The sequence below is a fragment of the Pseudorhodoferax soli genome (genome assembly GCF_003337555.1).
Lineage (GTDB): Bacteria > Pseudomonadota > Gammaproteobacteria > Burkholderiales > Burkholderiaceae_C > Pseudorhodoferax > Pseudorhodoferax soli.
This window is the reverse complement of the sequence record NZ_QPJK01000014.1, coordinates 95,203-115,013: the sequence shown is the minus strand read 5'-3', so window position 1 is coordinate 115,013 and position 19,811 is coordinate 95,203. Positions and strand designations below refer to the sequence as shown.

Sequence of the window (19,811 nt, the reverse complement as noted above, 5' to 3'; positions counted from 1 at the left end):
GGCAGGTGGTGCAGGGCGGATGAATCCTGGAGGAGCTACGGGGAGTCGAACCCCGCTTCTCAGAATGAAAATCTGATGTCCTAACCGATAGACGATAGCTCCGGACAGCCCGCATTATAGCCAGACTTTTTGGTCCTTTCCGCGGCAGACCACAGAAACGTTCAAGCCGGGTCGTCGAAGGCCGCCTCGTGCTCGACGATGCCGAGCTGGGTATAGGCCTTGTCTGCACCGCTCAACTCCCAGACCGCTGCACCGCCGCGGATGGCGGCGGCGAACTCGGCCTCCTTCTTCATCTTGGCCTGGGCCGCGTCGACCACGCGCGCCGCCTCGGCACGCGGGATGGCGATCACGCCGTCGCCGTCGGCCACGATCAGGTCGCCCGGCCGCACCAGCACGTCGGCGCAAGGGATGGGAATGTTCACGCCGCCGCCCTTGCCCTTGTCGGCATGCACCGGCCACACGTGGGTCGCCCAGACCGCGAAGCCCATGGCCAGCACCTGGTCCACATCGCGCACGCAGCCGTGCACGACGACGCCCGCCAGGCCCTTCTCGACCGCGTAAGTGGTGGCCACGTCGCCCCATTGCGCCGCCGAGGTCTCGCCCAGGCTGTGCACGACCAGCACGTCGCCCGGCTGCGCCAGGCGCAGCGCGCGGTGCATCATGAGGTTGTCGCCGGGCTGGCACAGCGCCGTGACGGCGGGGCCGGCGATCTTCGCGCCCGGCGAGATGCGCCGCATGCGCGCCGACATCAGGCCGGTGAAGCCCAGGTGGGCGGTGCTCTCGTGCAGGTCGGCCACGGTGACCTCGCGCGCCTTCGCGCACAGCTCAGCGGCCACGCGGTTCACGCGCAGGTAGACATTGGATTGCGTCATCGTCGTTCTTTCAGGCATGCGGCAGGCAGTGCTCGGCGGCGGGTACGCGGAAGGTGGTGCGCTTCATGAGGCGCGGCTGGGTCAGGTACATCTGGTCGCGCCGGTGCAGCACGCAGCCGTTGTCCCACATCATCACGTCGCCGTTGTGCACCTTGTGGCGGTAGACCAGCGCGGGGTCGCCGCCCGCGGCGAACAGGATCGGCAGCACGCGCGCGTTCTGCTCCGGCGTGAGGCCCTCGATCTCCACCAGCGTGGTCTGGTCGGCGTACAGCGCCTTGCGGCCGGTGCGCGGGTGCGTCAGCACCACGGGGTGGCGGGCGTCCGGCAGGCTCAGCAGCGCGTTGGCCTTCTCCTTGTCCTTGAGCTCGGCGGTGTTGAGCATGGCGTAGCGCTTGGCATAGCGGTACACGCCGGTGCGGCCATCGATGAGCGCACGAACATCGTCTGGCAGCAGGTCCCAGGCGCCGTACTGGTTGGACCAGTAGATGTCGCCGCCGTCGCGCGGCACCTCGGTGCCGTACAGGATGGCGCCCGTGGCCGGCCGCACCTGGAAGGTCTGGTCCGAATGCCAGTCCACGTCCTCGCCGCCCGCGAAGCCGCCGACGAAGCGGCCGTCGTGGTACTTGAGCGTGCTGAAGTAGATGATCTCCGGGTGGTAGGGCGACTGGATGTCCTTGCGCACCGTGGTCTCGCAGGTGCCGAAGTGCGCGGTGAAGCGCACGAGCTCGTGCTCGTCCAGCGACTGGCGGCGGAACACCATCACCGGCGTGCGCTGCCACTGGGCCTTGAGCTCGGCGATGGCGGCGGCATCGTCCAGCAGGTCGGGGATGAAGGCATGCACCTGCACGACATAGTCGGAATGCAGTGGCGTGGTGCGGATCGCGGTCATGGGTGGTGTGTCTCCAAACTTCGGTGGCCGGAACCTTAGCCCCAGACCTTCGCCAGGGGCGCCTCGGCCGGCACGGCGCTTTCACATGTTGAACTTGCGGTGGCGGCCGCCATGCCGGGCCACAGGTAGCCCGCGTCCAGCGCCTCATAGCGCGCGCAGCCGATCTGCGCCAGCACCGCGTCGATCTCGCGCCGCATGATCTGCAGCGCATGCAATGCACCGGCCTGCCCGGCCGCGGCCACGCCGTACAGCGTGGGCCGGCCGAAGATCACGGCGTCGGCGCCCAGGCAGCGCGCGATCACCGCGTCCGAGCCGCGCCGCACGCCACTGTCCAGCAGCAGCGGCACATCCGGCCCCACGGCTGCACGGATGGCCGGCAGCATCTCGAGCGGCGCGGGCGCGGTGTCGAGCTGGCGGCCGCCGTGGTTGGAGACCACCAGGCCGTCCACGCCCAGCGCCACCGCCGCACGCGCATCGTCCGGGTGCAGCAGGCCCTTGACGACCAGCGGCCCGGGCCAGCCCGCGCGGATGCGGCGCAGGTGCTCCCAGTCGACCATGGGCGCAGGCGTCAGCGTGCCGTAGAGGTCGGCCACCTCGCCGGCATCGGCACCGGCCGGGGCGTAGGGCAGCCAGTTGCGCATCATCGGGACGCCGCCCGTGCGCAGGTAGCGCAGCACCCACATCGGATGGCCCAGCGCCTCCAGCGCCACGCCCGGCGTCATGCGGAACGGGCGCGAGAAGCCATTGCGCCGGTTGCGCTCGCGGTTGGAATTCACGGGCACATCCACCGACACCACGAGCACCCGCACCTGGGCCTTGCGTGCGCGCGCCACGAGGTCGGCGTTGATGGCCGGGTCGCTCGTGCAGTACATCTGGAACCAGACATGCTCGGGCGCCACGGGCAGCGCGTCCTCCAGCGCCGCGTTGGCCGCGCTGGACAGCAGGAAGGGCACGTCGGCGGCGCGTGCGGCCGCGGCCAGCATGCGGTCGGCGTCGGGCCTGAACAGCCCGGCCAGCCCGGTCGGCGAGATGCCGATGGGGCTCGCGTAACGGCGCCCGAACAGCGTCACCGACTGCTCGCGCTGGCGCACGTCGCGCAGGTAGCGCGGCAGCAGCCGGTGCTGCGCGAAGGCGGCGCGGTTGCGCGCCAGGCAGAGCTCGTCGTCGGCCCCGCCCTCGATGAAATCGAAGGCGATGCGCGGCAGCTTGCGGCGCGCCATGCGGCGCAGGTCGTCCAGGTTGACAGCGGATTGCAGCTTCATGGCGTGGCATGGAAGAACATGGCCACGACCTTAAGCGCAGGCCGGCGCGCTGCCACGCACCGGCGCAGCGCCCGTTTTACATGTTGAACTTGCGCGCGTCGGCTGCCAGCAGCGCCGCCGCGGCCTGCAGTTCGCCCTGCAACGGCGCCAGCCGTTCCTCGCCATAGAGCTCGGGCGTGCCGATCAGGCACAGCGCCGCGAAGGCATCGCCCGCGCTGTCGCACACGGGCACGGCCAGCGCGTGCACGCCCGGCACCACATCGCCCAGGTTCACGCCGAAGCCATGGCGGTCCGAGCGCTCACGCATCTTCTGCAGTGCCTCGAGCCGGCCGGTGCCGCGCCGGCCGATCTCCTGCGCCACGTTGTCCAGCAGCACGGCGCGCACCTCGGCGGCCGGCCGGGTCTGCAGGATGGCCACCCCGCCGACCGAGGTGAACAGCGGGCGGCGCGTGCCGGGGTAGACCATCAGCCCCGACAGCACCAGGCTGCCGGCGCGCTGGGCACAGACGTATTCGTTGCCACTGCGCAGCAGCAGCAGCGCGATGCCCGCCATGCGCCGCGCGAACGCCGCCACCTGCGGTTCCGCCGCCCGCAGGAACTGCGCGCGGTCGGGCAGCGCGAGGCCGAGCTCGCACATCAGCGGGCCCGGCAGGTAGTGGCGGTCGCTGGCGCGCTGCAGCACCAGCCGCTCCTCCACCAGGCAGGCCAGCATGCGGTGCACGGTGGCCTTGTCCTGGCCGCAGGCGGCCGCGAGATCAGACAGGCGCCAGCCGAAACCGGGCCGCGTGGCGACCATGCGCAAGAGCTTGATGCCCCGTGCGAGGCTTTGCGTGCCGCTGCGCTCCGGGCCGTGGGGCGCGGCGGCTTCCAGGACGAGGTCTTCGAGCTTCATGGGGCCGGCATTCTGGGCGCCTGCGCGGCGCCGCGCAGTGCTTTGCGCGTCAAACCAGGGTTAGTCCCGAGACTGGCCGTACATGGCACGGCCCGGCACCGCCACGCGCGCCGTGAACACGCAGCCGCTCTTGGACTCCAGCATGTACAGCGTGCGGCCGTCCGCGCCACCGTAGGCGCAATTGGTGGTGTAGGTGCCGCCGTCGGGCGCGTCGATGCGCACGAGCGGCTCGCCGCGCGGGCTGAAGATCCAGACCGCGCCGAAGCCCACGTGGCAGACCGCCAGCCCGCCCTGCGCATCCAGCGCGATGCCGTCGGGCCCTCCGCCACCGCTCATGCGGATGTAGGCGCCGACCTTGGTGGCCGTGCCGTCGGCCATCAGCGGCACGCGCCAGATCGCGTTGTCGCGGGTGACGGCCAGGTACACCGCGGTCTCGTCCAGGTTCATGACCAGGCCGTTGGGGCTCGGGATGCCCTGCAGCACCAGGTCGAGCTGGCCCGAGGCGCGCAGCCGGAACAGCCGGCCGCTCGCGTCGTGCAGCCCGGTCTGGCCCTGGTCGGTGAAGTACAGGTCGCCGTTGGACGCGAAGAACAGGTCGTTGCAGCCCTTGAAGCGCTCCAGCCGGGCGCGCTCCAGGTAGGGCTCCACGCGGCCCGTGCGCGGGTCCAGCACCATGATGCCGCGCCGGTAGTCGGCAATGAAGGCGCGGCCGTCGGAGTGGAACTTCAGGCCGTTGGGTTCGCCGTCGTATTCGGCCGCGAGTTCCACGCCGCCCTGCGGGTCGATGCGGAAGATGCGGCCCCACGGAATGTCGACCACCCACAGGTTGCCGTCGCGGTCGAACGAGGGGCCTTCGAGGAACACCGGCGCCGGCGCCCCGTGCAGCTGCGTGCGGGCCCATTCGCTCTGGCGGTCCTTCACGTGGAAGCGCTCGGGGATGCGCGTGAAGACCTCGGCCTTGCATTTCTCAGGGGGAGCGAACATGTCAACCTCCAGACAGGCGGCCCGGCAGCCACAGTGCGATGCCGGGCCAGGCCACCAGCATGCCCAGCAGCACGAACATGAGCAGGTGGAACGGAACCGTGCCCATGACCACGTCGGACAGCTTGCCGCGCGCGATGCTCTGGATCACGAACAGGTTGATGCCGATGGGCGGCGTGATCTGGCCCATCTCGATGAACAGCACCACGACGATGCCGAACCACACCGGGTCGATGCCGTAGTTGGCCAGCAGCGGGTACAGCAGCGGCACCGTGATCACGATCATGCCCAGGCTCTCCACGAGCGCACCCAGGACCGTGAACAGCACCAGCAGCGCGACGAAGAACTCCAGCTTGCCCAGCTGCAGCCCGACGATGAACTCCGTGATCTGCTCGCCCACGCCGGCATAGCTCATGGCATAGGAGAAGACGAAGGCCGCGTAGGTGATCAGCAGGATGTTGGCCACCATCAGCGTGGAGCGCCGCAGGCAGTCGCCGAACGTGCGCCACGACAGCTCGCCGAACACCAGCGCGATGGCCAGCGCGAAGATGCAACCGGCCGCCGCCGCCTCGGTCGGCGTGGCGATGCCGGTGTAGATCGCGCCCATGATGCCGCCGATCAGCAGCAGGAAAGGCACGATGTCCACCAGCGCGCGCAGCACCATGGCCCGCGTGAGTTCGCCGCGCTCGGGCGGGGCGATGCCGGGGCGCAGCACCGCGGCCACCGCCACATAGCCCATGAACATCAGGGTCAGCACGATGCCCGGCACCACGCCGGCCATGAACAGCCGGGCCACCGAGGTGTCGGTGAAGGTCGCGTAGACGATCATCGCGATCGACGGCGGGATCAGGATGCCCAGCGTGCCGCCGGCGGCCAGCGAGCCTGCCGCCAGCCGCGGGTCGTACTGCCGGGCCTTGAGTTGCGGCAGCGCCACCTGGCCGATGGACGCCGCCGTGGCGATGCTGGAGCCGCTGACCGCGGCGAACACCGCACAGCCCGCGATGTTGGTCTGCAGCAGCCCGCCCGGCACCTTGCGCACAAGGCTGGACAGGCCGCGGTACACGCGCATGCCCAGGCCGCTGCCCTGCAGGATCTCGGCCATCAGCACGAACAGCGGGATCGATGTCAGCGTGTAGCTGTCCATGCTGCCCCAGCTCACCAGGCCCAGGCTGTGCAGCGCGGCCACGCCGCCCTGCAGGTACAGGTACAGCATGCCCGGCAGCAGGATGGCGAAGGGCACGGCCATGCCCGCGGCCAGCAGGCCGATGAACAACGCGAAGATGAAGACGATCTGGTACTCGGCCATGTCAGCTCCCCAGCAGGCCGTGCGCGGCCCGCAGGCGGCGCCAGTCGCCGGCCAGCGTGCGCAGCAGCGCCCAGCACAGCGCCAGGGCGCCCAGCGGCATGACCAGGCGCGGCAGCCACAGCGGCGTCATGAGGCTGGTGGCCGCGACATCGCCGGACTGCCAGGTCAGCCATTCGAAGCGGACCAGTTCGGCCGCCAGCACCGCGGCCACCGCGGCCGTGGCCAGGTCGAAGCCCAGCCGCAACCGCGCGCGCCCCACCGGGCCGAGCTGCCTGTCCAGGAAGTGCACGCGGTGGTAGGCGTGCAGCAGCTGGCCCGAGGCCAGCGACAAGAAGGTGACGGCCACCAGCGCATAGCCGCCGATCTCGTTGCTGAACTGGATGGACCAGCCGAAGGCCGAGCGCACCAGCATCTCCAGGCCCATCATCACCACCAGGCCCAGCACGATGCCCTGCGTGGCCCAGCGGCCCAGCCGCGCGGGCAGGTCCTCGCCGGAACTGAACGCGTCTGCGTCCTGGCTGGCGCCATCGACATCGATGGCCGGCAGCGTCCCATGCGCGCCCATGCTCAGCGCCCCGCCGCCGCACGCGCCTTGCGCAGCGCATCCTGCGCGGCCGGCCGCTTCTCGCCCCACTCCGTCCAGTACGGCGTGATGCGCTTCTCTGCCTCGGCCAGGTCGGCCGCCGTGGGTTCGGTCACGACCATGCCGGCGGCCGCGAGCTTCTTCGTGAGCTCCTCGTCCTCGGCCGCCATGGCCGCCGTCATGCGCGCCGTGTGCGCGTCCACAAGCGCCTGCACCTTGCCGCGCACGGCCGGCGCGAGCTTGTTCCAGGCCTCCTTGTTCACCAGCACCAGCGAGTCGACGAAGCTCACGTTGAGCCGGTAGCTGTACTTGAGCAGGTCGCGCCAGACATAGCCGTAGCCCGAGCTGGCCGTCAGCGCGCCGTCGATCACGCCGCGGTCGATGCCGGCCGCGACTTCCGAGGTGCCCAGCGTGACCGGGATGCCGCCCAGGCGCTGGATGAACTCGGCCTGCTCGGGCGAGACCACGCGGATCTTCTGGCCCGCGATGTCGGCCAGCGAGGTCAGCTTCTTGCGCGACCAGAACACGTTCTCGGGAAAGATGTAGCGGCCCAGCAGCACCACGCCCTTCCGGTCGTAGTCGGCACGCAGGAACGGCGCCTCCGCGTCCCAGGCCTTCTCGAACTGGGCGCGCTGCGGAAACAGCATCGGCAGGCGCACCACGCCGCCGACCGGCACGCTACCGATGAAGAAGGCGTCGTCGCCCATCTGCACCACGTTGTCGGCCACGGCCTGCGTGATGTTGGTGGCCGTGATCGGCAGCGTGCCGCCCAGGTGCAGCCGCACCTTGAGCGCGCCCTCGGTCTCCTTGTCGACCGCCTCGAACAGCGCGTTGAGCCCCTTCACGGCCGTCACCGTGGCCACGGCGTTGTAGGTGTAGGCGCGCCAGCGTTCGCTGGCCTGGGCGGGCACGGCGGCGAAGGCCGCGGCCAGCAGGCCGGCAGCGCCCCAGCGCCGGGCGATGCGCTCGATGTTCAACATGCTTGTCTCCTTGTCGTTGGATGCCGCCCCTGCAGCGCAGCAGCGGGTGGCGGCAACCTTACGTGGCAGGCCTGCACCGGAGAACCACCGCGCCGGCGGCGGTTCCACATGTTGAACTTCGCGTCAGGCGAGGATCTGCGCGAGGTGCGAGGGGCTGGGCACGGCCTCGCCGCGCTCGATGCGCCCGATCACGCCGTTCACGCGGCGGTGCAGGCGCACGTCCACGCCCACCTCCTCGCCGCGCCGCGCGACCAGGCCGTTGATGGCCTCGGTCTCGGTGCGCCGGCCCTTCTGGATGTCCTGGCCCATGGAGGGGCGCTGCGCGTCGCTGCGCGAGTAGGCCACCGCCATGATCTGCTGCGTGATGGCGTCGTAGGCCGCGCGGTCCTCCTCGGCGCGGGCGAGCACCTCCAGGTCCAGGCCCCCCACCGGCTCCAGCGCCAGGCCCAGCGCGCGGCCCACGCGGATGCAGGAACTGCCCAGGCGCACCGTGAGATCGCGCGCCACCTCGTCGAGGTCGCGCTGGCGCCCGGTCAGCCCGGTCAGCGCGCACACGCCGTTGCGCATGGCGTTGATCGTCAGCTTGGACCAGCGCTCGCCCCACAGGTTGCTGGTGAGCTTGCAGCTGTCGCCATGGGCCAGCAGCGCGGCCAGCAGCTGGGCGCGCGGCGTGACCTGGCCGTGCATCTCGCCCACCCGCATGCCGGCCTTCTTCTCGTCGCCCAGCGGCGAGTTGCGCACGATGCGGCCCGGCGCCACGAGCTCGGCCGCCAGCGCGCTGACCGACACGCCGAGCACGCGGCCGAAGCCGGCCACGCTGGCGATCACGTCCTCGTGGATGCCGTTCTGCAAGGACACCAGGCAGGCCGTGGGCGCCAGGTAGGGCAGCACCAGTTCCGTGGCCCAGCGCGTGTCGTAGGACTTCACCGCGATGAAAGCCACGTCGAAGGGCTGCTCGCGCACGCAGCGCTGCAGCTCGCCCACATGCAGCGCGCGCACTGCCGTGTGCACCGCACCGGCGCCATCCATGCCCTCCACGCGCAGGCCATCGCGGCGCATGGCCTCCACATGCTCGGGCCAGGCGTCGACCAGCGTCACGTCCACCCCGGCCTTGGCCATGTGCGCGCCCACGTAGCCGCCCACCGCCCCCGCTCCCACGATGCATACCCTCGTCATGTCGACCTCCTTGTCAAAAACCCCAGCGCTGCGCCTCGGTGGCCAGGCGATCCTGCGCGGCCAGCAGCTCGGCATGGATGGCCGGCAGCCGCTCCTCGCCGTACAGCCCCGGCGGCCCCAGCAGGCACAGCGCCGCGAAGGCCTCGCCGCCGCTGCCGCGCAGCGGCACCGCGAAGGCGTGCACGCCGGGCACCACGTCGCCCAGGTTCACGCCGAAGCCATGGCGGTCCGAGCGCTCGCGCATGCGCTGCAGCGCCGCCAGCCGCTCGCTGCCGCAGCGCGCAATCTCCTGCGCCACGTTGTCCAGCAGCACGGCGCGCTGCTCGGCCGCGCCCAGCGTCTGCAGGATGGCCACGCCGGCCGCCGTGGTGAACAGCGGGCGGCGGTTGCCCGGGTAGAGCACCGAGCCCGTGAGCGGCAGGCTGCCCGCGCGCAGGCAGCACACGTATTCGTTGCCGCTGCGCAGCACCAGCACGGCCACGCCGGCCATGCGCCGCGCGAAGGCCGCCAGCTGCGGCTCGGCGCGGCGCTGGAACTGCTGGTGGTCGGGCAGCGCCAGGCCCAACTCGAACAGCAGCGGCCCGGGCAGGTAGTGGCGGTCGCCCGCGCGCTGCAACACCAGCCGCTCGGCCACCAGGCAGGCCAGCATGCGGTGCACGGTGCCGCGGTCGATGCCGCTGGCCGCGGCCAGGTCCGACAGCCGCCAGCCGAACTGCGGCCGCGCAGCCACCAGGCGCAGCAGCTTGATGCCGCGGCCCAGGCTGCGCGTGCCCAGGCGCTCCACGCCGGCCTCGGCGGACGCGGCGCGGGCCGTCACCGCACGAAGGCCAGCGAGAAGGCCGGCACGTACGTCACGAGGAACAGCACCGCGACCATCATGAGCACGAACGGCATGATGGCGCGCGCCACCTCCCAGAGCTTGAGCTTGGCAATCGCCATGCCGACGAACAGGCAATAGCCGATCGGCGGCGCGGCCATGCCGATGGCGACATTGGTCACGATCATGCTGCCGAAGTGGATGGGGTCCACGCCGTACTGGCGCGCGATGGCGATCAGCATGGGCCCCAGGATGACCATGATGGCCACCTCGTCCATGACGGCCGCCAGCAGGAAGAAGCCGATGTTCAGCGCGGCCAGCATCAGCCACTTGGTGTGGATGTGCGCGGCCAGCCAGCCCGTCAGCGCGGGTGCCAGCTGCTCCTGCGCCACCAGCACGCCGAAGCCCTGCGAGAAGCCGACGATGGCCAGCACCATGGCCGTGGTCGACATCGCCCGCGTGATGCTGCCGCCCAGCTGCGCGGGCTTGAGCGAACGCTCGATGCACAGGGCCACGAACAGCGCGTACAGGCAGGCCACGACGGCGGCCTCGGTCGGCGTGAAGATGCCGAGGTAGATGCCGCCCAGCACGATGACGGGCGCCAGCAGCACCCACACACCTGCGCGCAGCGCGGTGGCGATCTCGCGCAGGCTGGCACGCGGGCTGCGCGCCACGCCGCTGCGGCGCGCATGCCAGAGCACCAGCGCCACCATGCCCACGGCCATCAGCAAGCCGGGCAGCACGCCCGACAGGAACAGCTTGGCGATGGACTGCTCGGCGATCACGCCCCAGATCACGAACGCGATGGACGGCGGGATCAGCGGCGCCAGCACGCCGGCCGACACGCACAGCGCCGTGGCATAGGCCCTGGAGTAGCCGCGCTCGGCCATGGCCGGGACCATGACCGCGCCGATGGCGGCCGTGGTGGCCGGCGCCGAGCCGCTGATGGCCGCGAACACCAGGGCCGCCAGGATGGCGACCAGGCCCAGCCCGCCCGGCAGGTGCCGCACGAAGACATCGGCCACGTTGACGAGCCGGCGCGACAGCCCGCCCGCGGACATGATCTCGCCGGCCAGCATGAAGAATGGAATCGCCAGCAGGCTGAAGCTCTGCGTGCCGGCGACCAGTGTCTGCGGCAGCAGCATGGGGTCCATGCCGGTCACGGCGATGGCGCCCACCACGCACAGCGCGAGGGCAAAGGCGAACGGCACGCCGAGCAGCACCAGCGCGGCGAAGCCCAGCGACAGGATGGCGGCGACGGCGCTCACCTGTGCACCCTGCAGCCTGCGGCCTGTCCCGCCAAGGGGGAGCGCGCTGGCTTGCGGCGGCGCGGCGCGGCGCTCATGCAGCGGCCTCCGGCTCGCCGCACGCCGGCAGGCCCAGCAACAGGCGCTCGGCCGCGAACAGCGCCACCAGCGCTCCGCAGGCCACGCAGCTCGCATAGAGCAGCGGCATGGGGTAGCCGATGGCGGCTGATGTGGTGCCGACGGCGCTCTCGGTGTAGTGCCAGCCGGCCACCGCCAGGTACAGGCCGATGCCCGCCACGGCGGCCAGCACCAGGCGCTCGGCCCCGCGGCGCAAGGCCCGCGGCAGCGCATCGAGCAGCATGTCCATGCGCACATGGATGCCCTCGCGCACGCCGTAGGCCAGCGCCAGCAGCGCCGTCCAGCTGAAGGCCAGCAGCGCCAGTTCCTCGGACCAGGACGGCGGCGCGTTGAAGACCGAGCGCATCAGCACCTGGATGGCCAGCGCGGCCAGCATCAGCAGCGTGAGCGCCTGCACGCTCCAGCGCGTGGCCGTCGCCAGCGCCTCCACCAGGTCGTGCGCCGCGGTCCTCATTTTCCGGCGGCCAGCACGGCGTCGATCAGGGCGCCCTGCCCGGCCTTGCGGGCCTTGTCGTAGACCGGCGCCACGGCCTTGCGGAAGTTCGCCACGTCGCCGATGGCGTTGACTTGCATGCCCGCCTTCTGCAGGCTTTCCAGCGCCTTGGGCGTCTGGCCGGCCATGGCGCGGCGCTGCTCCAGCACGGCCTCCTTGGCCGCGGCCTGCACCCAGGCCTGCTGCTGCGCCGGCAGCCGGTCCAGCAGGCGCTTGCCGATCAGCAGCTCGTAGGCGGTGAAGGTGTGCTGCGTCAGCGACAGGTACTTGGCGAACTCGTTGACCTTGAGCGGCTCGATCAGCGCGACGGGCAGCTCCAGCCCGTCGATGGTGCCCTGCTGGATCGCCGTGATGGTCTCGCCCCATGCCATGGGCACGGCCGCCCCGCCCAACGCGTTGACGAGGTCGATGTAGACCGGGTTCTGCATCACGCGGACCTTGACGCCGCCCATGTCCGCGGGCTGCGTCACCGGGCGCTTGTTGTTGATGAGGCTGCGAAAGCCGCCCTCGAAGTAGCCCAGCACCACGGCGCCCCTGGCGGCCAGGCGCTTGGCCAGGTCGGCGCCGACGGGGCCGTCCAGCACGCGCTGCACATGGGCATCGTTTTCGAACAGGAAGGGCAGTTCCAGCACGCCGAAGGCCGGCTCGGTCTGCGCCGTGACGGCATTGGTGACCACGGCCGCGTCCACGGTGCCGAAGCGCACGCCTTCGACGAGCTGCTTGTCGTCGCCGATCTGCCGGTTCGGGTAGAGCTGCACCTGCATGGCCCCGCCGGACTGCTTCTCCAGCGCCTGCTTGAAGGCCCGCGCGCCGATGGCCAGCGGGTCGGTGGCGCCGTCGGAGGTGGGCCAGCCCAGCTTGAGCGTGGTGGGCTGCTGGGCCTGCGCGGCGCCGGTGGCCGCGCAGCACAGGGCCAGCGCTGCGGCCTGGAGGAAATGTCTGGTGCGCATGCGTGTCTCCGAGGGGTGGTCTGGTGGTGGGTGGTCAGAAGCCGTACAGGCGGGCCGGGTTGTCGGCCAGGATGCGGTCGAAGGTGCGCGCATCCGGCGCCCAGCTGCGCAGCCCGGCCAGCACCTGCGCCGAGTCGACCGCGAACGGCGGGCTGGTGTCGTGCGGATCCGGCCGGGTGCCGGGCTGCGGGTGCGGCCAGTCGCTGCCCCAGAGCATGCAATCGGGCCCGGCCGCGATGAAGGCGCGCGCGATGGGCGCCATGTCGGCGTAGCCCACCGCGGCGGACAGGCGGTACGGCGCGGAGAGCTTCACGTAGGCGCGCCCTTCGGCCACCAGGGCGAGCACCTCGCGCAATCCCGGCTGGGCCGGCCCGCCCTGGGCATGCGCACCGGCGTAGTGGTCCAGCACCACCGGCACGGGCAGCGCCCGCAGCACCGACCGGCAGGCCGCCAGCAGCGGCAGGTTGGCGTAGACCTGCACATGCCAGCCCAGCGGCGCCACGCGCGCGGCGGTCTCGCGCAGCTGGGTGGTTGCGGCGACCGCATCGCTGGCGTGGTCGATCTCTAGGTTCACGCGCACGCCGCGCACGCCCAGGGCGTGCATGGCCTCAAGGTCCCCCTCGGTGGTGGCGGCATCGAGCACGGCCACCCCCCGCGCGCGCGCCGGACCGAGCACGCGCAGCGCCTGCAGGGTGGCGGCGTTGTCGGCCGCGTACACGCTGGGCTGAACCACCACCACGCGCGCCAGGCCCAGCGTGTCGTGCCAGGCCGCCAGCGCCTCGGTGGAGGCCGGCGGCGGGGTGTAGCGCCGCGCGGGCGACCAGGGGTAGGTGCGCGGGTCGAGGAAGACATGCGTGTGGCAGTCGCAGGCGCCCGCGGGCAGCTGCAGGGTGGTCTTGTCGTGCATGCCGGCCCTTACGCCACATCCAGGTTGCGGTCCACCACCTCGATCACGGTGGGGAAGTAGCGGCCACCGAAGCCATGCGCCGCAGCCGCCGCGTAGTAGCGCCGCGCCAGGCCCGCGAAGGCGGTCGCGGTGCCGGTCTGCGCGGCCAGCTCCATGAGGTAGTCGATGTCCTTGAGCGCGTACTCGGGCGGAAAGCCGCCTTGGGGAAACACGCGCGGCAACATGGCCTTGCGGCCGTGGTTGCGCAGCACGAAGCTGTCGCCCGAGCCCTTGGCCACGGCATCCAGCAGCAGTGCGGGCTCGACACCGGCGCGCTGGCCCAGCACCATCATCTCGGCCAGCGCGGCCGTGTGCTCGAACACCAGCGCGTTGTTGACCAGCTTGACGACCTGGCCGCAGCCGACCTCGCCGCAGCGCGTGACGTCCGAGCCGATGTAGTGCAGCCACGGCGCGATCCGCGCGAACAGCGCTTCGTCGGCGCCGACCATGATGCTCAGTTCGCCGCGGCGCGCGGCCTCCGCCGTGCGCGCCACGGGGGCGTCGGCGAAGGCGATGCCGCGTTCGGCCAGCCGCGCCGCGACGCTGCGCGCCATGGCCACGGTGCAGGTGCTGAGGTCCACGATGGTGGCGGGCCAGCGCGCACCGGCGGCCAGCCCCTCGGGCCCCAGGCACACGGCCTCCACCTGGGCGCTGCCGGGCAGCGACAGGAAGACGATGTCGGCCTCCTGCGCAAGGGCGGCCAGCGAGGTGGCACGGCGCGCGCGCGTGCCGTCCAGCACCGCGCAGGCGGCCGGGTCGGCGTCGAAGGCGATGAAGTCGCCCGCGTGCTTGCCGGCCATGTTCCAGGCCATGGGGCCGCCGATGTTGCCCAGGCCGACGAAGCCGAGCACGGGCGGGGGTTGCGTGGTCATGCGGAGGTTCTCCGGGGTGCAGGCCGGCCTGCTGGCGCAGCCGGCATGGAATGGGAAGTTGCGGCGCAGGCCGCGCGGGACGGAGCGCGGGGGCGCGCTATTCCATCTTGATCTGCGCCGCCTTGACGATGTCGCGCCACTTGCGCGTCTCGGCCGCCTGGAACTCGCGCAGGGCCTGAGGCGAGCCGCTGCCGGCCTGGCCGCCCTGCTTCTCGATCCAGCCCTTGATCTCCGGGCTGGCCAGTGCCGCCGCCACGTCGGCGCTGACCTTGGCCAGCACTGCCGGCGGCGTGCCGGCCGGCGCATACAGGCCCCACCAGGCGCTGACCTCGAAACCGGGCAGCTTGCCGGCTTCGGCCACGGTCGGCACCTCGGGCAGCTGCGGCGTGCGCTGGGCACCCGTGATGCCCATGGCGCGCACGGCGCCGGCCTGCACATGGGGCAGCAGCACCGAGCTGTTGTGGAACAGCACCTCGTAGTGGCCGGCCAGCAGGTCGGTCGTCATCTGCGAACTGGCCTTGTACGGAATGCCTTCCATGGCGATGCCCGCGCTCTGGTTCAGCAGCACGGCCGACAGGTGCGGCGTGGTGCCGCCGCCGGGATGGCCGTAGCGCAGCTTGCCCGGGTTCTGTTTCGCGTAGGCGATCAACTCCTGCAGGTTCTTCGCCGGCACGCTGGGATGGATGACCAGCAGGTTGGGCAGCTGCATCAGCAGCGCGATGGGCTCGAAATCCTTCACGGGGTCGTAGGGCATCTTCTCCAGGATGCTGGAGCCCACCGCCATGCCCGCGCTCGTGCTCAGCACCAGCGTGTAGCCGTCCGCAGGCTGGCGCGCGCCGCGCTCGGTGCCCGTGATGCCGCCCATGCCGGGCACGTTCTCCACCACGACGGACTGCTTCCAGGCCGCGCCCAGGTGGCTGGCCAGCAGGCGCGCGATGGCGTCGGGGCTGCTCGCGGTGCCGGCCGCCACCATGAGCTTGACCGGCTTGGCCGGATACGGCGTGCCCTGTGCCGCGGCGCCCAGCGCGGCGGCGGCCAGCGTGGCGCCCAGGCAATGGCTGCAGGCCTTGCGGGCCCGGCGAAGGATGTTCTGGAACATGGAATGTGTCTCCTGTCTTCTAGTCATGGCGCGGGCACCGTGCTGCCGCTGCGTTGGTGGACGAAATGCGCGATGGCATCGATGGCGCGCGCCGTGGACGGCGCGTCGGGCTTCTTGTTGACGAAGCCCTCGGCCTCGCCCTCGAACCACTGCAGCGCGATCTCGCCACCGGCCCGGCCGTAGGCCTGTGCGAAGCGCTCGAGCTGCGCGCGCGGGTGCACCAGGTCGGCATCGCCCTGCAGGACCAGCACGGGCGGCAGCGCGACGGCCTCGCCGCGCTCCAGTGCCAGCACGGGGTTGCCCTCGGCCATGGCGTCTTCGCCGCCCCAGTACCGCAGGTGGTCGGGCAGCACGCGGCCGATGGTCTCGGGCACGGGGCGGCCGCTGTCCTGCCATTCGCGCGCATAGCGGTAGCGGCCCAGCGGGTCGATCACCGGCCAGCACAGCACCGCGAAGGCGGCGCGCGCATCCAGCCCCTCGCCACCTTCCAGCGGCAGGGCGGCGTAGCGCGGGTCGTGCGGCCGCATGGCCGTGAGCATGGCCTGGTGCGCGCCGCTGGACAGGCCCATGAGGCCCAGCCCGGCGGCGTCGCAGCCCCAGGTCGCGGCCTGCGCCTTGAGCCAGCGCACGGCCAGGTTGATGTCGGCCAGCGAGGCCGGATACGCCGCCTGCGGCGGCATGCGGAAGTCCAGCGCCGCGACGACGATGCCGCGTGCGGCCAGTGCGCAGTTCAGCCGGTCTTCGTCGAGCCGGTCGCCGCGGCACCAGGCGCCGCCGTGCACCTCGGCCAGCAGCGGGAACGGGCCGGGGCCGCGCGGCCGGTACAGGCGCAGCAGCAAGGGCGCATCGCCCTGCCGCTGGTAGGCGATGTCTTCGACCAGGATGTCGTCCGGGGTGTGCGGCGCCAAGGCTTGTCTCCATGCGTTGTGGTTTGGCTGCTGCAACCATAGTCCCGCAGGGCGCGCCGCCGCCTCGCGGTGGCCAGCACTTTTTCAACCTGTGAACTTCTGTGCCGTCGGCCCCCGGTGCGGGCCGGCACGCGCGGCAGCATGGCCGGGGCCGATAATTTCGCGCACAAAAAGGCCCCACCGGCCCGAGAGACAACGACTTGCACGACAACGCCGCAAACCCTCCCGCTTCCCCTGGCGACGCCATGCACGGCACGCGCAGCGTCGAGCGCACGCTGACCCTGCTGCGCGAGCTGAGCCACCGCGGCGACTTCGGCTGGCGCCTGACGGACCTGGCCGAACAGGTGGGGCTGGACCGCGGTACCTGCCACCGCCTGCTGGCCTGTTTCGTGCGCGAGGGCTTTGCGAGCCGCCATCCCGGCGACGTGAAGTACTACCCCGGCCAGCGGCTCTACGAGCTGGGGCTGGGCATGCCGGCCTACCACGCCTTCCGCGAGCGGATCGAGCCGCGCATGGAGCGCCTGGCCCGCGCCACCGACAGCGTTGCCAGCTTCCTGCTGCGCAGTGGCGACGAGATGGTCTGCGCCTTCCAGAAGCGCGGCGAGGTGGAGTTGCCCGGCATGTTGATCCGGATCGGCTCCTGGCGTCCCCTGTTCTCGGCCGTGGCCGGCCTGGCCATGCTGCAACGCATGCCGGCGCATGCGTCCGAGGAGATCCTCGCGCGCAACCGGCGCGAGGAGATCGCGCGCCGCGGCCCGCGCCGGCTCGAAGCGCTGGACCGCATGCGCGCGCGCAGCGCCCAGGCGGGCTACGGGCTCACGCGCGGCGAACTCGCACCCGGCATCTGGGCCATGGCCGAAGCGGTGCTGGACGGCGGCGGCCAGCCCCTGGGGGCGCTGACACTGTCCGGCAGCGAGAGCACGCTCAGCGAAGGCTGGCTGTCGCAGGCCCATGCCCAACTGGCCGAGACCGTGCAGGACATCGCGGCGGACGCCGCGCAGTGCTTCCGCGCGCCGGGCTGACGCTCAGGAGAACGCCACCTCGCGCGAACTGCTGAGCTGGCAGAAGCGCTTGAGGCCCTGCACCGCGTTCGCATGCTCCTCGGCGCTGGGCGCGCAGCAGCAGTCCTCCAGCAGCACCATCTCGAAATCGCGGTCGTGGCCCTCACGCACCATGGCCTGCACGACGGCGTTGGTCGACACGCCAGAGCAGTAGATGCGCGTGGTGCCCTGCGCGCGCAGGATGGCCTCCAGGCTGGTGGCGTAGAACGGGCTCACGCGGTGCTTGACGATGTCGAAGTCGCCCGCCTGCTGGCCCAGGTCGGGGTGGGTCTGCGTGCCCCAGGTGCCGAGCTGGAACACGCCGCGCGTGCGCGCGGCCGAGAAGATCGGCGAGTTCGGCGGGCATTCGCGGTAGTCGGGCGAGAAGCCGACGCGCACGAAGCCGATGCGCAGGCCCGCTGCGCGCGCCTTGTCGATGGCGGCGCGCGTGTTCGGCACGATGCGGCGCGCCTCCACCTGCTCGGCATAGGCGGCCTTGTAGTTGGCACCGTCGGCATGCACGAGGTCGTTCTCCATGTCCAGCACGAGATAGATCGAGGTGCTCACATTGCGCTCCTGGTCGAAGTGGTTGAAAGAGGTCAATCCGCGCGGATGCCGGCGGCCTTGATGATGTCGCCCCAGCGCTGGCGCTCTGCCGCCACGAAGGCCTGCAGCTCGGCCGGCCCCATGTAGCGCGGCTCCAGGCCCGTGTCGAGCAGCTTGCGGCGCAGCTCGGGCTGTTCCATGGCGCGCTGCACATGCTCGGCGAACTTCTGCGCCACCGGCGCGGGCGTGCCGCGCGGCGCGAAGAACGCGTCCCAAGGCACGAACTCGAAGCCCTGCACGCCCTGCTCGGCCAGCGACTTCACGCCCGGCAGCACCTCGCTTTCCTTGAGCGTGGTGACGCCCAGCGCCTTCAGCCTGCCTGACGCCAGGTGCGGCCGTGCCGCGATCACGGTGTCGATGACGAGCGGGATCTGGCCGCCCAGCACGTCGGTCATCGACTGCGCCGAGGCCTTGTACTTGACGCCGAACAGCGGCGCCTGCGCGGTCTTGACGAAGTGGGCGAAGATCACGGCCGACGAGGTGCTGGGCAGGCCGACGTTGAGGCTGTCTGGCCTGGCACGCGCCTTCTCGACCAGCTGCGCGATGCCGTTGGCCGGCAGGTCGGGCGCCGAACTGCAGACCACCATGGGCAAGAGGCCCAGCATGGCCACCGCATCGAAATCGGCGGCCGCGTCGAAGCCCGGGTGCGCGTAGAGGTAGCCGTTGGCAGCGTTCGTCGCGTTGGTGCCGAGCAGGAAGGTGTAGCCATCGGCTGGCGCCTTGGCCGCCAGTGCCGTGCCGATGTTGCCGCCGGCACCGGCCTTGTTCTCGACATAGACCGTCTGGCCCAGCGACTTGCCGAGTTCCTGCGCCATCACCCGCGCCAGGATGTCGGCGCCCTGGCCGGCGCCGTAGGGCACGAGGATGCGGATGGGCTTGTCGGGCCACGCCGGTGTGGCGTGCACCGGGCACAGCGTGCCCAGGCCAACGGCCGCCACGGTGGCCAACAGGCTGCGGCGAACGCGCAGCGACGGGCGAGAGGTCATGCTGGTCTCCTTGTGAAATCGTTCAGGCACGCGGCGGCGCCCGCCATGGCCGTGGCGGCGCCGGGCGGCGGTGAAGGCCCTAGCCTTCGGTCGGCTGCACGGCCTTGAGCACCGTCCAGCCCGATTCGATGTGCCGGCGCATGGCCAGCATGGCGCCCGCGCTGTCGCCCGTGGTCAGGGCCTGCAGGATCTCTTCGTGCTCCTCGACCGCGCCCTGGCCCCGGTCCTGGGCCGCGTTGATCAGGTCGAACGGGTAGCGTGCCCACAGGATCTGCACGAAGTGCAGCGTCTGCGGCAGGGCCGCGATGTCGTACATGCGGCGGTGCAGGCGGTAGTTGATGCCGCGGGCGGTGGCCCGGTCGCCCGAGCGGAAGGCCTCGGCGAACGCGTCGGCCAGCTGGCGCAGCTCGGTGATGTCCTGGGCCCTCACCCGCTCGGCGCAGGCGCGCACGAGCTGCGTCTCCAGCAGCAGGCGCAACTGCAGGATTTCGCCCGTGGCCGCGGCGTCGAAGTCCGCCACGCGGGCACCGCGGTAGGAGTCGCCACCGATGTAGCCCTCGGCCTCCAGCAGCTTGAGCGCCTCGCGCACGGGCGTGATGCTCAGGTGCAGCTGCTCCGCGATCTCGGCCTGCTTGAGCCGCGAGCCGCGCGGGTAGACGCCGGACAGGATGCGCTCGCGCAGGTAGTCGGCGACCTGTTCTTCCTTGGTTCGGTAATCCATGTGCCGTCGCCTGTGGGCCTGGGCTGGCCCAGGCATCGCCCCGGTGG

21 protein-coding genes and 1 tRNA gene are annotated in these 19,811 nt (G+C 71.5%); 1 reads left to right on the top strand and 21 read right to left on the bottom strand.

What is annotated here, in order from left to right; genetic code table 11:
* Positions 1–27: 27 nt before the first annotated feature.
* The 18 genes from DES41_RS34470 to DES41_RS34385 form a co-directional block, all read right to left on the bottom strand.
* Positions 28–102: transfer RNA gene (locus tag DES41_RS34470), tRNA-Glu, on the bottom strand.
* 59 nt (positions 103–161) lie between these two features.
* Positions 162–872 (bottom strand): RraA family protein, encoded by a 711-nt coding sequence (locus DES41_RS34465; RefSeq protein ID WP_170168387.1) that lies wholly within the window; start codon positions 870–872, stop codon positions 162–164.
* Positions 873–882: 10 nt separating this feature from the next.
* Positions 883–1,761 carry a TauD/TfdA dioxygenase family protein gene (locus DES41_RS34460; RefSeq protein WP_114472156.1) on the bottom strand — a complete coding sequence of 293 codons (879 nt, stop codon included), beginning with the start codon at positions 1,759–1,761 and terminating at the stop codon, positions 883–885.
* A 35-nt stretch (positions 1,762–1,796) separates the two neighbouring features.
* Positions 1,797–3,023, bottom strand: a complete 1,227-nt coding sequence (locus DES41_RS34455; RefSeq protein WP_114472154.1) for an alpha-hydroxy acid oxidase — start codon at positions 3,021–3,023, stop codon at positions 1,797–1,799.
* A gap of 76 nt (positions 3,024–3,099) precedes the next feature.
* Positions 3,100–3,915, bottom strand: a complete 816-nt coding sequence (locus DES41_RS34450) for an IclR family transcriptional regulator (protein WP_114472152.1) — start codon at positions 3,913–3,915, stop codon at positions 3,100–3,102.
* A 60-nt stretch (positions 3,916–3,975) separates the two neighbouring features.
* A complete protein-coding gene (locus DES41_RS34445; protein WP_114472150.1) occupies positions 3,976–4,899 on the bottom strand; it encodes an SMP-30/gluconolactonase/LRE family protein in 924 nt (307 codons plus the stop codon).
* 1 nt (position 4,900) lies between these two features.
* Positions 4,901–6,202, bottom strand: a complete 1,302-nt coding sequence (locus DES41_RS34440) for a TRAP transporter large permease (protein ID WP_114472149.1) — start codon at positions 6,200–6,202, stop codon at positions 4,901–4,903.
* A 1-nt stretch (position 6,203) separates the two neighbouring features.
* Positions 6,204–6,767, bottom strand: a complete 564-nt coding sequence (locus tag DES41_RS34435) for a TRAP transporter small permease subunit (protein WP_114472147.1) — start codon at positions 6,765–6,767, stop codon at positions 6,204–6,206.
* A 2-nt stretch (positions 6,768–6,769) separates the two neighbouring features.
* The gene (gene dctP, locus DES41_RS34430; protein WP_211333142.1) at positions 6,770–7,765 is read right to left on the bottom strand and encodes a TRAP transporter substrate-binding protein DctP; all 996 of its coding nucleotides are present in this window, start codon (positions 7,763–7,765) and stop codon (positions 6,770–6,772) included.
* A gap of 123 nt (positions 7,766–7,888) precedes the next feature.
* Entirely contained in the window at positions 7,889–8,941 is a 1,053-nt protein-coding gene (locus tag DES41_RS34425; protein ID WP_170168386.1) for a ketopantoate reductase family protein, read from the bottom strand.
* 13 nt (positions 8,942–8,954) lie between these two features.
* Complete coding sequence (locus DES41_RS34420) at positions 8,955–9,758, bottom strand: IclR family transcriptional regulator (RefSeq protein ID WP_114472144.1); 804 nt, start codon at positions 9,756–9,758, stop codon at positions 8,955–8,957.
* Positions 9,755–11,026 carry a TRAP transporter large permease gene (locus DES41_RS34415; protein ID WP_114472143.1) on the bottom strand — a complete coding sequence of 424 codons (1,272 nt, stop codon included), beginning with the start codon at positions 11,024–11,026 and terminating at the stop codon, positions 9,755–9,757. Before DES41_RS34415 ends, DES41_RS34420 begins: the two co-directional genes overlap by 4 nt.
* 73 nt (positions 11,027–11,099) lie before the next feature.
* Complete coding sequence (locus tag DES41_RS34410; protein ID WP_114472142.1) at positions 11,100–11,597, bottom strand: TRAP transporter small permease; 498 nt, start codon at positions 11,595–11,597, stop codon at positions 11,100–11,102.
* Complete coding sequence (locus tag DES41_RS34405) at positions 11,594–12,586, bottom strand: TRAP transporter substrate-binding protein (RefSeq protein ID WP_114472141.1); 993 nt, start codon at positions 12,584–12,586, stop codon at positions 11,594–11,596. The genes DES41_RS34410 and DES41_RS34405 overlap by 4 nt, the downstream gene beginning before the upstream one ends.
* Before the next feature lie 34 nt (positions 12,587–12,620).
* Positions 12,621–13,493: an amidohydrolase family protein gene (locus tag DES41_RS34400; protein WP_114472140.1), complete on the bottom strand. Its 873-nt coding sequence runs from the start codon at positions 13,491–13,493 to the stop codon at positions 12,621–12,623.
* Positions 13,494–13,501: 8 nt separating this feature from the next.
* The gene (locus DES41_RS34395) at positions 13,502–14,404 is read right to left on the bottom strand and encodes an NAD(P)-dependent oxidoreductase (protein WP_114472139.1); all 903 of its coding nucleotides are present in this window, start codon (positions 14,402–14,404) and stop codon (positions 13,502–13,504) included.
* 97 nt (positions 14,405–14,501) lie between these two features.
* Positions 14,502–15,503, bottom strand: a complete 1,002-nt coding sequence (locus tag DES41_RS34390; RefSeq protein ID WP_170168385.1) for a Bug family tripartite tricarboxylate transporter substrate binding protein — start codon at positions 15,501–15,503, stop codon at positions 14,502–14,504.
* Positions 15,504–15,526: 23 nt separating this feature from the next.
* Positions 15,527–16,411: an alpha/beta hydrolase gene (locus tag DES41_RS34385; RefSeq protein WP_170168384.1), complete on the bottom strand. Its 885-nt coding sequence runs from the start codon at positions 16,409–16,411 to the stop codon at positions 15,527–15,529.
* A gap of 245 nt (positions 16,412–16,656) precedes the next feature.
* Here DES41_RS34385 and DES41_RS34380 point away from each other — a divergent pair, with 245 nt between their 5' ends.
* Positions 16,657–17,433 (top strand): IclR family transcriptional regulator, encoded by a 777-nt coding sequence (locus DES41_RS34380; protein ID WP_114472136.1) that lies wholly within the window; start codon positions 16,657–16,659, stop codon positions 17,431–17,433.
* Positions 17,434–17,436: 3 nt separating this feature from the next.
* Here DES41_RS34380 and DES41_RS34375 read toward each other — a convergent pair whose 3' ends face one another.
* From DES41_RS34375 to DES41_RS34365, 3 genes are all read right to left on the bottom strand, one after another.
* Complete coding sequence (locus DES41_RS34375; RefSeq protein WP_114472212.1) at positions 17,437–18,018, bottom strand: cysteine hydrolase family protein; 582 nt, start codon at positions 18,016–18,018, stop codon at positions 17,437–17,439.
* Positions 18,019–18,050: 32 nt separating this feature from the next.
* Positions 18,051–19,043 (bottom strand): Bug family tripartite tricarboxylate transporter substrate binding protein, encoded by a 993-nt coding sequence (locus DES41_RS34370; RefSeq protein ID WP_114472135.1) that lies wholly within the window; start codon positions 19,041–19,043, stop codon positions 18,051–18,053.
* Between the two features lie 79 nt (positions 19,044–19,122).
* Positions 19,123–19,764 carry a GntR family transcriptional regulator gene (locus tag DES41_RS34365; RefSeq protein ID WP_114472134.1) on the bottom strand — a complete coding sequence of 214 codons (642 nt, stop codon included), beginning with the start codon at positions 19,762–19,764 and terminating at the stop codon, positions 19,123–19,125.
* Positions 19,765–19,811 lie beyond the last annotated feature (47 nt).

Bases quoted from the DNA above. Each gene is read 5' to 3' on its own strand.
- DES41_RS34395 (WP_114472139.1), bottom strand. From the start codon at position 14,404: ATGACCACGCAACCCCCGCCCGTGCTCGGCTTCGTCGGCCTGGGCAAC.
- DES41_RS34380 (WP_114472136.1), top strand. From the start codon at position 16,657: ATGCACGGCACGCGCAGCGTCGAGCGCACGCTGACCCTGCTGCGCGAG.
- DES41_RS34455 (WP_114472154.1), bottom strand. From the start codon at position 3,023: ATGAAGCTGCAATCCGCTGTCAACCTGGACGACCTGCGCCGCATGGCG.
- DES41_RS34390 (WP_170168385.1), bottom strand. From the start codon at position 15,503: ATGTTCCAGAACATCCTTCGCCGGGCCCGCAAGGCCTGCAGCCATTGC.
- DES41_RS34440 (WP_114472149.1), bottom strand. From the start codon at position 6,202: ATGGCCGAGTACCAGATCGTCTTCATCTTCGCGTTGTTCATCGGCCTG.
- DES41_RS34370 (WP_114472135.1), bottom strand. From the start codon at position 19,043: ATGACCTCTCGCCCGTCGCTGCGCGTTCGCCGCAGCCTGTTGGCCACC.
- DES41_RS34410 (WP_114472142.1), bottom strand. From the start codon at position 11,597: ATGAGGACCGCGGCGCACGACCTGGTGGAGGCGCTGGCGACGGCCACG.
- DES41_RS34365 (WP_114472134.1), bottom strand. From the start codon at position 19,764: ATGGATTACCGAACCAAGGAAGAACAGGTCGCCGACTACCTGCGCGAG.
- DES41_RS34460 (WP_114472156.1), bottom strand. From the start codon at position 1,761: ATGACCGCGATCCGCACCACGCCACTGCATTCCGACTATGTCGTGCAG.
- DES41_RS34425 (WP_170168386.1), bottom strand. From the start codon at position 8,941: ATGACGAGGGTATGCATCGTGGGAGCGGGGGCGGTGGGCGGCTACGTG.
- DES41_RS34450 (WP_114472152.1), bottom strand. From the start codon at position 3,915: ATGAAGCTCGAAGACCTCGTCCTGGAAGCCGCCGCGCCCCACGGCCCG.
- DES41_RS34465 (WP_170168387.1), bottom strand. From the start codon at position 872: ATGACGCAATCCAATGTCTACCTGCGCGTGAACCGCGTGGCCGCTGAG.
- DES41_RS34435 (WP_114472147.1), bottom strand. From the start codon at position 6,767: ATGGGCGCGCATGGGACGCTGCCGGCCATCGATGTCGATGGCGCCAGC.
- DES41_RS34405 (WP_114472141.1), bottom strand. From the start codon at position 12,586: ATGCGCACCAGACATTTCCTCCAGGCCGCAGCGCTGGCCCTGTGCTGC.
- DES41_RS34445 (WP_114472150.1), bottom strand. From the start codon at position 4,899: ATGTTCGCTCCCCCTGAGAAATGCAAGGCCGAGGTCTTCACGCGCATC.
- DES41_RS34400 (WP_114472140.1), bottom strand. From the start codon at position 13,493: ATGCACGACAAGACCACCCTGCAGCTGCCCGCGGGCGCCTGCGACTGC.
- dctP (WP_211333142.1), bottom strand. From the start codon at position 7,765: ATGTTGAACATCGAGCGCATCGCCCGGCGCTGGGGCGCTGCCGGCCTG.